This window comes from Bacillus sp. Hm123 (assembly GCF_051842975.2).
Lineage (GTDB): Bacteria > Bacillota > Bacilli > Bacillales > Domibacillaceae > Bacillus_CE.
Genome location: NZ_CM200277.1, coordinates 2,631,237 through 2,646,074, shown reverse-complemented (window position 1 = coordinate 2,646,074; position 14,838 = coordinate 2,631,237). Strand labels below are relative to the sequence as shown.

General features: G+C 41.6%; 13 protein-coding genes and 1 other annotated feature. Of the genes, 5 read left to right on the top strand and 8 right to left on the bottom strand.

Annotated elements, in window-relative coordinates:
• The first annotated feature begins 15 nt into the window (after positions 1 to 15).
• Complete coding sequence (locus tag ACSVDJ_RS13745; RefSeq protein WP_439169795.1) at positions 16 to 621, top strand: DUF4241 domain-containing protein; 606 nt, start codon at positions 16 to 18, stop codon at positions 619 to 621.
• Between the two features lie 30 nt (positions 622 to 651).
• On the opposite strand, the gene mnmL is transcribed toward ACSVDJ_RS13745, so the two are convergent.
• Entirely contained in the window at positions 652 to 1,611 is a 960-nt protein-coding gene (gene mnmL / locus ACSVDJ_RS13740; protein WP_439169796.1) for a tRNA modification radical SAM protein MnmL/YtqA, read from the bottom strand.
• Positions 1,612 to 1,781: 170 nt separating this feature from the next.
• On the opposite strand from mnmL, the gene ACSVDJ_RS13735 reads away from it, so the two are divergent.
• The 4 genes from ACSVDJ_RS13735 (at position 1,782) to ACSVDJ_RS13720 (ending at position 6,446) form a co-directional block, all read left to right on the top strand.
• Entirely contained in the window at positions 1,782 to 2,972 is a 1,191-nt protein-coding gene (locus ACSVDJ_RS13735) for an MDR family MFS transporter (protein WP_439169797.1), read from the top strand.
• Positions 2,973 to 3,024: 52 nt separating this feature from the next.
• Positions 3,025 to 3,240, top strand: a binding site (T-box leader).
• Positions 3,241 to 3,296: 56 nt separating this feature from the next.
• Positions 3,297 to 5,708: a leucine--tRNA ligase gene (leuS, locus tag ACSVDJ_RS13730; RefSeq protein ID WP_439169798.1), complete on the top strand. Its 2,412-nt coding sequence runs from the start codon at positions 3,297 to 3,299 to the stop codon at positions 5,706 to 5,708.
• Between the two features lie 16 nt (positions 5,709 to 5,724).
• Positions 5,725 to 6,030: a rhodanese-like domain-containing protein gene (locus tag ACSVDJ_RS13725; RefSeq protein WP_439169799.1), complete on the top strand. Its 306-nt coding sequence runs from the start codon at positions 5,725 to 5,727 to the stop codon at positions 6,028 to 6,030.
• A 260-nt stretch (positions 6,031 to 6,290) separates the two neighbouring features.
• A complete protein-coding gene (locus ACSVDJ_RS13720; RefSeq protein WP_094835982.1) occupies positions 6,291 to 6,446 on the top strand; it encodes a YpzG family protein in 156 nt (51 codons plus the stop codon).
• A 41-nt stretch (positions 6,447 to 6,487) separates the two neighbouring features.
• On the opposite strand, the gene ACSVDJ_RS13715 is transcribed toward ACSVDJ_RS13720, so the two are convergent.
• The 7 genes from ACSVDJ_RS13715 to ACSVDJ_RS13685 form a co-directional block, all read right to left on the bottom strand.
• Positions 6,488 to 7,738: a BaiN/RdsA family NAD(P)/FAD-dependent oxidoreductase gene (locus ACSVDJ_RS13715; protein ID WP_439169800.1), complete on the bottom strand. Its 1,251-nt coding sequence runs from the start codon at positions 7,736 to 7,738 to the stop codon at positions 6,488 to 6,490.
• A 268-nt stretch (positions 7,739 to 8,006) separates the two neighbouring features.
• A complete protein-coding gene (locus ACSVDJ_RS13710) occupies positions 8,007 to 8,213 on the bottom strand; it encodes a hypothetical protein (RefSeq protein ID WP_439169801.1) in 207 nt (68 codons plus the stop codon).
• Positions 8,214 to 8,283: 70 nt separating this feature from the next.
• Positions 8,284 to 9,987, bottom strand: coding sequence for a hypothetical protein (locus tag ACSVDJ_RS13705; RefSeq protein WP_439169802.1), 1,704 nt, complete (start codon positions 9,985 to 9,987; stop codon positions 8,284 to 8,286).
• A complete protein-coding gene (locus tag ACSVDJ_RS13700) occupies positions 9,984 to 11,057 on the bottom strand; it encodes a hypothetical protein (protein WP_439169803.1) in 1,074 nt (357 codons plus the stop codon). The genes ACSVDJ_RS13705 and ACSVDJ_RS13700 overlap by 4 nt, the downstream gene beginning before the upstream one ends.
• A gap of 30 nt (positions 11,058 to 11,087) precedes the next feature.
• The gene (locus tag ACSVDJ_RS13695; RefSeq protein WP_439169804.1) at positions 11,088 to 12,509 is read right to left on the bottom strand and encodes a glycosyltransferase family 2 protein; all 1,422 of its coding nucleotides are present in this window, start codon (positions 12,507 to 12,509) and stop codon (positions 11,088 to 11,090) included.
• Entirely contained in the window at positions 12,509 to 13,555 is a 1,047-nt protein-coding gene (locus ACSVDJ_RS13690; RefSeq protein WP_439169805.1) for a HEAT repeat domain-containing protein, read from the bottom strand. The genes ACSVDJ_RS13695 and ACSVDJ_RS13690 overlap by 1 nt, the downstream gene beginning before the upstream one ends.
• 2 nt (positions 13,556 to 13,557) lie before the next feature.
• A complete protein-coding gene (locus tag ACSVDJ_RS13685; RefSeq protein ID WP_439169806.1) occupies positions 13,558 to 14,814 on the bottom strand; it encodes a hypothetical protein in 1,257 nt (418 codons plus the stop codon).
• Positions 14,815 to 14,838 lie beyond the last annotated feature (24 nt).

The window sequence follows — 14,838 nt, the reverse complement described above, 5'->3', positions numbered from 1 at the left end:
AAAGGAAGATCAAGGATGCCAAAAGTATTGCAAGAGTTATCGAAAATGAATGAGACATCGCTTCGTTCGGAAGTGTTGGAACCATTAAAGATTGTTTCGGGAAAGGTCGTAGCCTGTGAGCCAGGTGTGTTTGAGCAACAGATGTTTGAACAAAAGATTCAACCAGGTTCCTATCCAGTCATTATTTGGTGGTATGAGGAGACTCAGCTGATTGCTGCCGCTGAACTGAAGTTAGCTGAAAGTGTGCCGGTTCGTTGGGAGATGGCCACAAAACTAGGACAAAACATGGATGAGCTAGAAGAGGGACATATCTTTGGTTATCCTGTAGATACAGGGCTAGGGTGTTTTGCGGATCAGGAAGCCATTTGTCAAATGTCAGAAATAGAAGCTAGATTGGTACGGGAACTTGGAGATGATTTTATTAGCTTCTATGATGATGTCTTGGATGATGTGTTGATGGAACATGACGATGGATGGGGCAATCTCCTCGTGTCTAAGGAGAACGGATTAAACGCTATTTTATTCCGTACAGGTTACGGCGATGGATTTTATGCATCTTATTGGGGATTTGATGAGGATGGACAGCTCGTTTCGCTTGTTACTGATTTTAATGTATTGTAACGGATAATAGAAGAGTCTTTCATAGCCACACTATGAAAGACTCTTTTCGATTTCAAAAACCTTCCCCTGCCAACTACCGCGCCGCTTCAATTCCGCATCAATCGCATTCAACACCGCCCATTTATTCACACTCCACATCGGTCCAACCATTAAATCAATCGGTCCATCGCCTGTGATTCGATGAATAATCATTTCCGGCGGTAAAATTTCTAACTGATCGCAGACGAGCTGGACATAATCTTCAAATGATAAAAATTCTAATAATCCTTTTTCATATTGCTTCACCATTGGCGTGCCTTTGAGTAAATGCAATAAATGAATTTTAATCCCTTGCACGTCTAGTTGGCTAACGACTTTCGCTGTTTCCATCATCATTTCTGGTGTTTCGAGCGGCAAGCCGTTAATAATGTGAGAACAGACGCGAATGTTATGCTTTCTTAGTTTTTCGACACCTTCTACATAGGTGTTAAAATCATGGGCGCGATTAATGATGTGCGCCGTTTTTTCATGAACGGTTTGCAAGCCGAGCTCGACCCATAGATAGGTGCGTTCATTCAGTTCCGCTAAATATTCAACGACATCATCTGGCAAGCAATCCGGTCGTGTCGCAATCGATAAAGCAACGACATCCTCTTGCTTAAGCACCGATTCATATTTCTCTCGTAGCACATCAACTGGCGCATGAGTATTGGTATACGCTTGAAAGTAGGCCATATACTTGCCGTCTTTCCATTTATGATGCATTTTTTCTTTAATGTCATGAAATTGTTTTTCTAAATCATCCGCCCGGCTTCCAGCAAAGTCACCGGAACCAGCCGCACTGCAAAAGGTACAGCCACCAAAGGCAACGGTGCCGTCACGATTAGGACAATCGAAGCCGCCGTCTAGTGCGACTTTAAACACTTTATGACCGAATGTATGGCGTAAATGATAATTCCATGTATGATAGCGTTTGTTATCGCTAGCATAAGGAAATGGGTTGGCATTCATGTTTGTTTTCCTCCTCTATGTAACAAAAGTCTATCACGAAATTCAGGTAGAAAAAACAGCGGGAATAAGTCAGAATTTTAAGTTTAGGAAAGTTGTTGAAAGCGGAAAATAAAACCCCTAAAATAACTTAGGTACACGAAATAGTTTGTCAAAGGAAAGGGGGAGCAAAAATGCCAAAAGCAGTTTGGTTGTTAGTCATTGGAATGGTGATCAACGTGACAGGGGCCTCTTTTTTATGGCCGCTGAACACGATTTATATTCATGAACATCTCGGGAAATCATTATCGGTGGCGGGCGTTGTATTAATGTTGAATGCAGGAGCCTCAGTTGTAGGAAATCTTCTTGGTGGAACGCTTTTCGATCGATTTGGTGGTTATCGTTCGATTCTTTTAGGAACATTCATTAATGTCGTTTCTATGGTAGGGATGACACTATGGCATGGTTGGCCGCATTACGTCATCTTTTTAACGATGGTCGGCTTTGGAACAGGGATCATTTTTCCGGCTATGTATGCGTTAGCTGGTGCAGTATGGCCAAAAGGTGGACGACGAGCGTTTAACGCAGTGTATGTCGCACAAAACGCTGGTGTAGCGATCGGATCAGCACTTGGCGGATTTGTTGCTTCCTATTCGTTTAATTATATTTTCATCGCGAATTTAGCGATGTTTGCGGTTTTCTTACTATTAGCTACCTTTAGTTACCGCCGGATGACTTCCGTTAAAGGGGCGCAGACGAATGTGTTGGCTGAGCATAGTGCAGTGAAAAGCCGCAGTAAGCTAACTGCCTTGCTTATTCTTTGTGTCGCTTATATGCTGTGTTGGATCGGATATGTACAGTGGCAGTCTACGATTGCAAGTTATACGCAAGAAGTGAATATTAGCTTAAAGCAATATAGCTTATTATGGACGATGAACGGAGCGTTAATTGTATTTGGACAACCACTCGTCAATTACTTGCTTCGACCATTACAACACAATATGAAAAAGCAAATCGTTGTTGGGATCGTCATCTTTATGGCGTCCTTTGGCGTGACAGCTTTTGCCGAAGATTTTAAAGGTTTTATAGCGGCCATGCTTATTTTGACTATTGGGGAAATGCTTGTCTGGCCGGCTGTACCAACAATTGCTGATCAGCTTTCACCGAAAGGGAGAGAAGGCTTTTACCAAGGGATCGTCAACAGTATGGCGACGGCAGGGCGGATGTTTGGTCCTGTCCTTGGCGGGGTGCTGGTCGATGTGTACGGTATGACTGCCTTGTTTATGGTGTTAATCGCTTTATTAATATTCGCTTTCGTATTAGCGCTTGTGTATGATCGACCGCTGAAAAAAGAAGCGCCATCTACTTCGATGTCCTCTTATTAAGCTTGCAACTGTCAGAAATTTTGTCTAAAATAGATGGTGATCAACCATATCAAAAAAGACGATGACAAGGAGTAGTAGTGGGGTTCTTCTGAACAAGAGAGCTAGCGGGTGGTGAAAGCTAGTCAGAGGGTCCATGAACTCGCCTTTTGAGTCGCAGGTGTGAAAGGATAGTAGCATCTGCCGCCGATCTGCGTTATAGACATAAGCCGAGTGCCGAAATAGGCGCTAATCTGGGTGGTACCGCGGGAACTATACTCTCGTCCCAATTGTAGGGGCGGGAGTTTTTTATTTTTGTATACAGTTTCAACAAGGAGGATGTTACAGATGAGTTTTGATCATCAGCTTATTGAGAAGAAATGGCAAAAGGTTTGGGAAGAAAATAAAACATTTAAAACAACAGAAGATAAAGAGAAGCCGAAGTTTTATGCGCTAGATATGTTTCCTTATCCATCAGGAGCAGGCTTGCATGTTGGACATCCAGAAGGCTACACAGCAACGGATATTTTATCACGCTATAAGCGCATGAATGGTTACAATGTGCTTCATCCGATGGGCTGGGATGCTTTCGGTTTACCAGCTGAGCAATATGCACTTGACACAGGAAATGATCCAGCCGAATTTACGGAGCAAAATATTAATAACTTCCGTCGTCAAATTAAGTCATTAGGCTTTTCTTACGATTGGGATCGCGAAATCAATACAACTGATCCTGAATACTATAAGTGGACGCAATGGATTTTCTTGCAGCTTTATAAAAAAGGACTAGCTTACGTTGATGAAGTCGCTGTGAACTGGTGTCCAGCTCTTGGAACGGTATTAGCAAATGAAGAAGTGATCGACGGCAAAAGTGAGCGTGGCGATCATCCAGTCGAACGCCGCCCAATGAAGCAATGGATTTTGAAAATTACCGAGTATGCCGATCGCTTGCTAGAAGACTTAGACGAGCTTGACTGGCCGGAAAGCATTAAAGATATGCAACGTAACTGGATCGGTCGTTCAGAAGGAGCGGAAGTGACGTTTTCGATTGCTGATCACGAAGAAACATTTACGGTGTTCACGACACGTCCAGACACGCTGTTCGGCGCTACATACGCAGTATTGGCTCCAGAGCATCCATTTGTTGAAAAAATTACAACAGCTGAGCACAAACAAGCGGTCGCTAATTACATCGATGAAATTAAATCGAAAAGTGATTTAGAGCGTACCGATCTCGCAAAGCATAAAACAGGTGTATTCACAGGAGCGTATGCGATCAACCCAGCAAACGGTGAAAAAATGCCAATCTGGATCGCTGATTACGTATTAATGAGCTACGGAACAGGTGCGATTATGGCGGTTCCGGCGCATGATGAGCGCGACTATGAATTCGCGAAAAAATTCGAGTTACCGATCAAAGCGGTCGTTGCTGGTGGAGAGATCGAGCAAGAGGCTTACACAGGTGATGGCGAGCATATTAACTCGGACTTTTTAAATGGCTTAAATAAAGAAGAAGCGATTGCGAAAATGATCGCTTGGTTAGAGGAAAAAGACCTTGGTACGAAGAAAGTAACGTATCGTCTACGCGACTGGTTATTTAGCCGTCAACGCTATTGGGGCGAACCGATTCCGATCATCCATTGGGAAGATGGCACAATGAGCGCTGTTCCTGAAGAAGAACTACCGCTTGTCTTGCCAGTCACAACAGAAATTAAACCGAGCGGAACAGGGGAATCACCATTAGCGAACATTGACGAATGGGTAAATGTTGTTGATCCAGTCACAGGTAAAAAAGGTCGTCGTGAAACGAATACAATGCCACAATGGGCAGGTAGCTGCTGGTACTATTTACGCTTTATCGATCCGAACAACAGCGAAGCATTAGCTGACCCAGATAAATTAAAACAATGGCTACCAGTTGATATTTATATCGGTGGAGCCGAGCATGCCGTTCTTCACTTATTGTATGCCCGTTTCTGGCATAAAGTATTATACGATTTAGGTGTAGTGCATACGAAAGAGCCATTCCAAAAGTTATTTAACCAAGGAATGATTTTAGGCGAAAATAATGAAAAAATGAGTAAATCTAAAGGAAATGTCGTCAACCCTGACGAAATCGTAGGTAGTCATGGAGCAGATACGCTTCGTCTATACGAAATGTTCATGGGTCCATTAGATGCATCAATCGCTTGGTCAACAACAGGTGTCGACGGTGCACGTCGCTTCTTAGACCGCGTATGGCGTTTAATCGTTCAAGAAAACGGCGAATTAAGCGAGAAAATCACGGATGCTGGCACAGAATTAGAAAAAGTGTATCATCAAACAGTGAAGAAGGTAACAGAAGATTATGACCACCTTCGCTTTAACACAGCGATTTCACAAATGATGGTGTTCGTCAATGAAGCGTACAAAGCAGACACGTTGCCAAAACCATTTATTGAAGGCTTAGTCCAATTGCTTTCTCCAATCGCCCCACATATGACAGAAGAACTGTGGGAAAAACTAGGTCACAATGAAACGATTAGCTATCAACCATGGCCAACATTTGATGAAACAAAGTTAGTAGACGATGAAGTCGAAATCGTTGTTCAAGTGAACGGTAAATTAAAAACAAAACTAATGATTTCAAAAGAAGCCACTCGTGAAGAAATGGAACAAATCGCGATGAACGATGAGAAAGTTAAAGAACAAATCGAAGGCAAAACGGTACGTAAAGTGATTGCTGTACCAGGCAAACTCGTTAATATCGTAGCTAACTAAAGAAAGGATGTTTCACATGGAACCAATCGAAATCATTACTCCAGAAGAACTGAAACAAAAGCTAGAAAACGGGGAACAGCTAGAAATCATCGATGTTCGTGAAGATGAAGAAGTAGCTGCTGGCATGATTGTAGAAGCGAAGCATATCGTCATGGGAACAATCCCTGAGCGCCTCGATGAATTTGATAAAGACAAAGAATACATTTTCGTCTGCCGCTCTGGACGCCGCAGTGAAAACGTCTGCTACTATTTGCGCGACCAAGGCTTCAAAGTCCGCAACATGGTCGGCGGCATGCTCGAATGGACAGGAAAAACAAAATAATATAGTTGAAACAGCCTCCCGGGGATACTTGGGAGGCTGTTTTTTGGCGTGAGGTTTATTTTAGTTGAGGAATCGAATCGGGCGCGAATTTGGTCGAATCGGTCGGAGTGGCTGAGGAATTGGGCGCGAATTTGCTCGAATTGGTCGGAACAGCTGAAGAATCGGTCACCCCCATTAAGTATACTCACCCGTCATTTGAAGCATTCTATAAAAGATATTCATTGTGGAATATCGACAATCCATTCCTTTGAGGTGAGGACATGAGTCATAAAGACGGGTTAGATCCACACTCACAATTGTTTCATCATAACTGGACGAGGCCAAAGCGAGCGAAATCACAAGTGAACGGGCATACGGAAGAATCGCAAAAAACGATCATTTTAAAGCGAACAGTAAAAAGTCATCGTTTTTCTTAAACAGCGAAACAGCAGGAAAGAGATGAGTCTCTTTCCTGCTGTTAACTTTGTCCTGCATTCATGCCAGCTAATCTCCCGGTCACAAGGGCAGAAGTGATGTTGTAGCCACCTGTGTATCCGTGGATATCTAATACTTCTCCGCAAAAATACAGGCCAGCCATTTTTTTCGACGCCATCGTTTTCGGTTCGATTTCTTTAATCGACACGCCACCGCCTGTTACGAATGCTTTTTCAAGTGGAAGGGTTCCGTTGACGGTAAAGCGGAACTCTTTGCAAAGATGAGCCAATTGTCGAATTTTCTCGGTTGCGACGCCGTTACAAATCATTTCTTCTTCGATGTCCGTTTGCTTCAGTAAAAACAATAAATATCGTTCAGGAACGATTCCTTTTAAACAATTCTTGACCGCTTTTTTCGGATTTGCCTTCATTAAACGATGAATTTCTTGAAACAGCTGCTCTTCATTTTTTTCTGGCAAGCTATCGATCGTCATTACGACTTCGGGAGATTTTTTAAATGCTTTGACAACAAATTGACTACAGCGCAAAACGGCAGGGCCGGACACACCAAAATGAGTGAAGATCATATCCATTTGATGGGTAATGATTGCTTTTCCTTTTGGATTGAGTACGCTGAGCGCGATATTTCTTAACGACAAGCCTTGAAGTGTTTTCTCTTTAATAAAAGCTTCATTAGATGTGACTGGCACTTCCGTTGGATAAAGCTCAGTAATTTTGTGGCCTGCTTGTTCAGCCCAAGGATAGCCATCACCAGTTGAGCCTGTTTGTGGAACGGAACAACCACCAGCAGCGACAACGATCGCTTCACTCAAAATGGTTTGTCCATCTCGTAACTCGACACCAGCTGTTCGTCCATTTTCATACAATAGGTTCGCAACGGCTGTATTCACACGAACTGTGACATTCAATTCATCAATTCGGCGAAGCAAGGCATCCACGACCGATTGGGCTTGATCTGTCACAGGGAACATTCGTCCATGATCCTCTTCTTTTAACTCGATACCGAGATCTTCAAAAAAGCGGATAATATCCTCATTGTTAAAAATCGAAAATGCACTATATAAAAAACGTCCATTGCCAGGAATGTGCTTAATGATTTCATCTACTGGCAATCGATTCGTTACATTGCAACGGCCGCCTCCAGAAATGGCGAGCTTTTTCCCTAATTTACTGCCTTTATCTAACAACAGCACGCGCGCTCCTTGTTCGCCAGCGGCAATCGCTGCCATTAAACCAGAGGGACCTCCCCCGATTACAATTACATCATACGTCATTTTTTCACACCTTCTTTTTAATCAAACCATTCTTTTCATAGTAGTGGATAGACTTTCATCTTGTCAATAAAAGCAAAAGAGAGAAGCGGTGTGCTTCTCTCTGTTTGTTCCAGTCCATACGTCGCTGGACCAGCGCCTTCCGCATTAGTATCATCCAGCTGCGCCTCCTAGACACTCGAGTCAAATAACCTGTCGCTTACAAGACTGTCGTCTTTTCAGCGCCAGAACATTTGCTTGTCGTGTCTGAGCAGTCGGCTCCGCTTTAGCGTCATCCAGCTCCAGGCGCTATCGGCTCGAGGTCAAAAGCCAATCCGTCCAAAAGGTTAAAGAGCAACCTTTCAGCCGGCTCGTCTTTTGCTTGTCGCCGATGACCAAGCGCCTTCCGCTTTAGCATCATCCAGCTCCAGGCGCTAGCGACTAGTGGACTTCCACGTTCCTCCTTGCGATAAGTCAACATCGATTCACTGTCGTTCATCGTGTTTCCTTTATCTCGATCGGCTCGTTCCAGTCCATACGTCGCTAGGCAGCGCCTTCCGCATTAGTCATCAAAAATGCCCGAGAAATTCGTTGACGTGCGGGATGAGGTCTGGTGCGGTCATGATGTAGTTCAGACCGTTTTCGTTGTTTAATGCAGGGACTAGTTGTTCTTCGTAGCCTGGGTACATCGGAATGATTTGCAATGGGATCGCGTGTTGCTCGGCGATGCTTTTCACTTCTTGCATATCCGCTTCTGACATCACGCTAGGTGAATAAAGGAAAATGAGTTGAGCGACTCCATTACTTAAAGCAAAGGAGCTGTATTCTTCCTTCGACAATATCGGGCCGATGACCATATTTCGATCTAAAAAGATTGTTGTTCCATTGGTTAATGTTTGATTTTTCAATGTCTCTCTACCGTTAATGGAACCTAGTAAAAGCCCTGTGACCATTTTTTCTAAGGGATTCATTGTTGCTTGATCAGAAATGCTAATATAGGTTAATTGTTTGCTTTGGCTAATTGCTAGTGCTTGCTTGTACAGTTCGGTTACATTGGCTTTCGGGTCAATAGAAACAAAAGATTCAATTCCGCTCGTCACTAGCGCGTTTCGTTCACTAGCTGTAGGAGAGAAGCCAACAATCACACGTGCGCCAATGGTGCGCATCCGCTCATGATTTGGAGTGGTAGAAAGAAATTTCCCCCAGCTCACATACGCATGTAGCTTTTCGATTGGCACCGTATCGTTAAAGTTATGGACGAACACTTTTTGCTTGCGCGATAAAAGCTCATCGCCTATTTTTTTGATTTCTTGTACGGATGGATTCTTGCTCATTGGAATATGAGTAAATTGAATTTGCATTTCTTTCGTTACTTGTTTCTCTTGATCGAGCCATTTCGTTTGGTCCGGACGTAATAAAGAGACGACTTCTTTTACTTCCGCCCGTTTAATGCGAGTAAACCACTCTTCATCGGTAGGGAAGGGACCAAAAAGGATGTTTTGCTTGTTCGCATGATATAGATTTCCACGTTCAAAAGTTGTCGGCTGCATAAAATTGACTTTATACGTTTCGTCTAACTCTTGGTTAATGACTTGTTTAATGACATCAACACGATGCTTTCCTAAATAACAGTGAACATAATACTTTTTGTCATCTTGTTTAATAAGCTGCTTCACTGTTTTAATCGAGTCGCTATTATTTCCAACCCATGGGAGCATCGGAATGGAATGTAGTTCAATGTCGACATTTTTTGCATTCTTTTTTTCCTTGTCGAGCAACGGTTTTTCGATTGGGAGGGTAGGATTTAGTAAGGTGATCACGCCGTCATATCCTTCCTCTTTTAAGGCGGCCAAATCATTTTCTTCTGGGTATGGTCCAAATGTAAAGCGATCACCTTTTTCTACTTCTCCTTGCGAACCTTGGATGACGCCGCTACCAGTATTCATAAAATAGTAAAAAGACACGCCACACAATAAAATCGAGCTAATAACTAACGTATACGCCCATTTATAACGCTTCACTTTCACGATATAGCGGTAATAAAGAAATGAAATGAAGAATCCGAACACGACCCAGCCGATGACGTAATACTTCATAACGTTATCGATTCTATATTGTGACCATCCACGATCGACGTACCATTGCTCAATAGGGACGACAGCAAATAATAAGAATAAAATGCCGCCGCCGACACCAAAGGTACTTAGCAGAATGAACCACATGGAAAAATGAAGATATTTCTGTTTGTTTTTTGCTTTTTTCACTGTTCTCACTCCGCTTTCTCTTCAGTAATATCTGTTAAAATGTGACGCATTAAAGGTACATAAGACCGCCAATAAAACTGGCTTTCATCATCAGAGAATAGCCAAAATAGATAAGGGGAACCGATCCATTTGGCAAGCGATTGTTTCGGAAAATCAGCATAGTCTCCAGCAAAATAATATGTTTTTTCCTGTTCATGATGAATGATCGCTGGAAAGTTCATTGGAATTTCGGCATCTTTGAGCTGTTCTTTTTCTTTTTTAGACAAATGTAGATCATATTCTGCTTCCACGATCGCCCCCTCTTGCGGACGAACGATATCAAACCAATACATATAATGAGAGTCGTTGACATGTTCGTAGTGTTTCGCGCCTGCTTTCGTTAGTTGAAACTGTACAAATGGTCGCTTCTCTTGGTTACCGAGGACGACAACTTGATCAGATAAGTGAACAAAAGCAATCCCTGACCCCTCAAAGCTCCATTTCTTTTTATATTGGTTTTCATAATTGCGGATCAGCCATGGCGGAATTTCTTCGCTATTTAAATCTGAGAAATAGCGTCCGCTCCAGCCTGTCCACTCGACATTTAAGTTTTCTTCCATGACCGATCGAGTCGTCGAATCGGTCGGAGTAGCGAAGGAATTGAACTCAGCGATTAAAGTGGATTGTTGATCACGGCTATTCATAATTTGATTCCACTCTAATAAATCCATTCCGCCATACACATGCTTAGAGCGTTCTCCATCAGGCTTTTCTTTTAAATCATTACTGTAGACACCATACGTATCGGCGATATAAATAAGATCAAATGGTCCAGACTCACTAAATGGCGGAAATGGTTTTTGATCATATGGGTCGTATCCGAAATAATCCCGCCCAATATCGTATGTGTCTCCGCGATCGTTGAAAATTTTTTCATTATCTAACATCCAAAATAACCCGTTATGCTCTCGGTAATCCGTTTTTGGGACTGTTTTATCGATAACGGCTATGTCTAAAGGAGTTGGTGTTTTCAAACTCCAAAGGATTCTAGGAGAGAGGATGAGTAATAGTACCGCGATTAATATGAGAATTCGTTTCATCGTTCCACCTCCTTATTGATATATAGTCATTTATGATTGGGACAGGCCTTTACGTTTCATGTCTCCCCAAGCTTTCTTTTTAAAAATGATTTGGAAGAAACCTTCGACACGATAGAAGGTCATTAATGGTCGATACCAAAAGGATTCAAGCAGGCTAGATAGAAACAAACGGATAAAATCTCCTAGCTTTTCATATCTGCGAAAACTCCATTCTTCTAATAAAATTGAAAACATTGATAGCATCGAGCCTAATAATAAAATACAGAAGAAGAGAGCTAAAGAATATACGATATGAACCCCTCCTAGAAATGGGCCTAGTAAGATAATAATATATCCAATCATTTCGACGAGAGGTCCTAATAGCTCGATCAATAAATAATATGGAAAACTGACGAAACCGATTTTTCCATATTTAGGATTGAGAAACATCCGCTTGTTATGCCAAAGGCTTTCAAATAATCCGCGATACCAGCGATTTCGCTGACGCCGTAATACATTAAGTGTTTCAGGAGCTTCTGTCCAGCAAACGGGCTCTGGTATATAAGCGATTTTCTTATTTAATTTATTTTCCTTGATATATCGATGAAGGCGAACGACTAAGTCCATATCTTCACCGACCGTATTTGTGCGATAGCCTCCGATCGCGATGCAATACTCTTTGGAAAACACGCCAAATGCCCCGGAGACAATTAATAATAGGTTACGAGAGCCAAAGCCGATTCGACCAAATAAGAAGTCGCGTAAATACTCAATGACTTGATGAACAACGACTTTATTTTTACTTAATGAAACACTTTTTAACTCTCCACGTTCGATGACGCAGTCGTTCGCAATTCGAACGCTACCGCCGCTCGCTATAATGTTATCATCAGAATCAATAATCGGCTTCATAATTTTAATAAAGGCTGTTCGTTCAATGATTGAGTCAGCATCTAATGAGCAGAAGAAAGGGTATTGAGCGAGATTCATTCCCGCATTTAATGCATCCGCTTTTCCGCCGGACTTCTTATCCATTAAAAATAAATGGGGGTAGATCCTCGATTGATACACTTGTTTTACCGGTTTAGAAGCTAAGCGTTTGCGATAATAGCTTGTGATCGGTTGTAGGTCGAATGTATCTATCATCGTCTGCAAGGTGGAGTCAGTCGAACCATCATTAATAACGATAATTTCAAATTCTGGGTAATCGACCGTTAGCAATGACCGAACCGTACTGACAATGCCCGTTTCTTCATTTTTTCCTGGTACTAAAATCGAAATCGGCTTCGTAAATTCAGAGCGTAAATGCTTATCATAAGGCTCTTCGAAATCGAGTAGGTGCGTTTTTCGTATTTGTTTAATCGCAAAGAACATTAGTATGATCATGATCAAAATAATCGCGATCGTATAGAAGAAAATGATTTGCGAAAAGATCTCCACTACTGTACGAAGCGATTGTAAAACTGTATACATTAAAAACCAATCCCCCTTTCTAAACGCTCTTTCGCTGCATCTCTCGCATAGGCATCCTCACTAAATTGAGCAATTTGTCTTAATTCCCATTCCCCTGTTGGATAGCTTAATAAAGCGTTAGCTGCCGCTCGGCGCACATACCATGATGAATCGGCTAACCATTGTTTTAAATAGGGAATACATGCTTCGTGATGATGTAACATACTGAGCTTCGCTAGCCACATTTTTTTAGGCCAATGCTCAGTTTCAAAATGAGGCAGCAATGGGGCCATATCGGATAAGTAATGAAGCTGATAGAGCGCCTTCATCGCTCGAATATTCATTTCTTCGTTATCATGGTCAATCAGTTTTAGTAACAAAGGTTCATATTCGCTCCAGCCTTGAGCGCCAATATACTCAATGACGGCATATTGAAGGGGTGTTGTTAAATGTTGAAAAGAGCCTATCACGTTTTCAACATTTATAGTAGTAGAAAATCTTGTTAAAATATCATAATAGTAAAAATAAGGATAATCAATTTCTTCTTTATTAAGAAGTTCAATCACTCGCTCATCTTGGAAGTTCGCTAAAATTTGCAAAATGAGTATTTTTTCTTCTGTAGTCGCTTGATTTAACAAATAACGATGATATAAAGGAGCTTGGAAGCTCGTACAATGGAATTTTTCAATCCGATAGAGTGTATTTAGCCGAATCGCCATCGTTCGACTATTCAATTGCGTACGATATCGTTCGGCGAAATGAGTTTCTACCCATTGTTGAATATGATGCTGTGATTCATCGTCTTTCACAGTCTTTAAAAAATTTAAAAAGAATCGTTCAATCGCTTCATAAACAAATTTGCTAGATAAATTCGCTCGCACAGACCATTCACCAGTAGACAGAAGGGTAAGTAAATATTCTTCATGTTCTTTTAACCAATCTGCTTGTTTCCTTTCTTTTATCGAACGTTTCTGTTTGATGTAAATAAGAAAGAAAAAAAAGATAAGGAGTGCGAATAACAAGATCACAATGATGTAAAACAATATATGAAGTGGTATAGACACCATGATCAACGCTCTCCTTCAATGATTCGTTTTAACTTTGTCAACAGTTCATCGATTGAAAACGGTTTGACGATATGGTCAGAAATGTCGTGTGCCAACAATTCAATTAACTCAATATCATTCACCCGATTCATTAATGAGAAAACGGCATATTGATGTTTCGGATAAGATGCTCTCAGTTTCTTCACAAATTCAACGGCGCCTATTTGCGCGGCTTTTGTATCAATAATAAGTAAATAAGGGTCATAGCTGCGACTCCAAGCGGACTGAAAAAATTGTTGCCCATTATCAAATGTCTGAGTTTCAAACTTATATCGTTTACTAGCTAAGCGTTCAACATATTTGACGAGCAAACTTTTCGTAAAGGCATCGTTTTGAACAATAGCTATCCGGTACGTTTCTTTTTCCTCCTCACTTAGTGTATGTACAAACGGTTGAAAACGCACTGTTGGCTCATCACTTACTGCCATATTTGCTAGCTCTAGCTGTAACTTCTCTACAAATGCTTCTAGTGAACCGGCTGGTGACACCATTTCTGATCCAATCATTCTAGCAGAAAAGTTTTTCTCGTACGATGACAAAATTCGATCAAAGACGCTTGAGAGCATGTCCTGGTTCAAATTAAATAAAATGAAAATAAATTGCCCATGACTCCAGCGAATGATTAAATCCTTCTTGCGTAGCTGGCGTTGGAAAAACTGGACAAATGCTTGCTCCGATTCTGTTGTTAAATGATCAACTTGACAGAAAACGACAGAAAATAGATAGTTTTTTTGTCGTTCATCCGATAAACATTGCTGAATAATAAACGGTAGCATTGAGCGCGAATAAGCAGAAGTGGCAGCGTCAAATATCTGCGACCGTAACGCTCGTCTTACGTCGAGGATCTTGTTTAACTTTTCAGTCATTAATGCGGGTTCATTGATCGTGATCGTTGTTGTGGCACCGTTAGCGAGTGCGTCCACTTCCTCTTGAACAGAAGAAACAAAAGCAACTAGCTCTATATCATTTGCTTTAGCTAATTGGTTCCATAGTTGATCGGATCGTAGTTCCATCGGCATAGCTTCATAAGCATAACAGACAGCAAGAGTCTGTTTGATGACTTCCTGATCAGCTAATTCAGAAGGGTCAACGGTTGACACAGCTTCATCAGTTAATTGAAGAGATGATAGTACTTGGTAAGAAAAGGGATCATTTAACCATAATATCTCTCTAATTTGCTTCATATTTATCCTTGCATACAACTTAAGATCTGTATGCATCTCCACCTCCTTACCTAAAAAAAC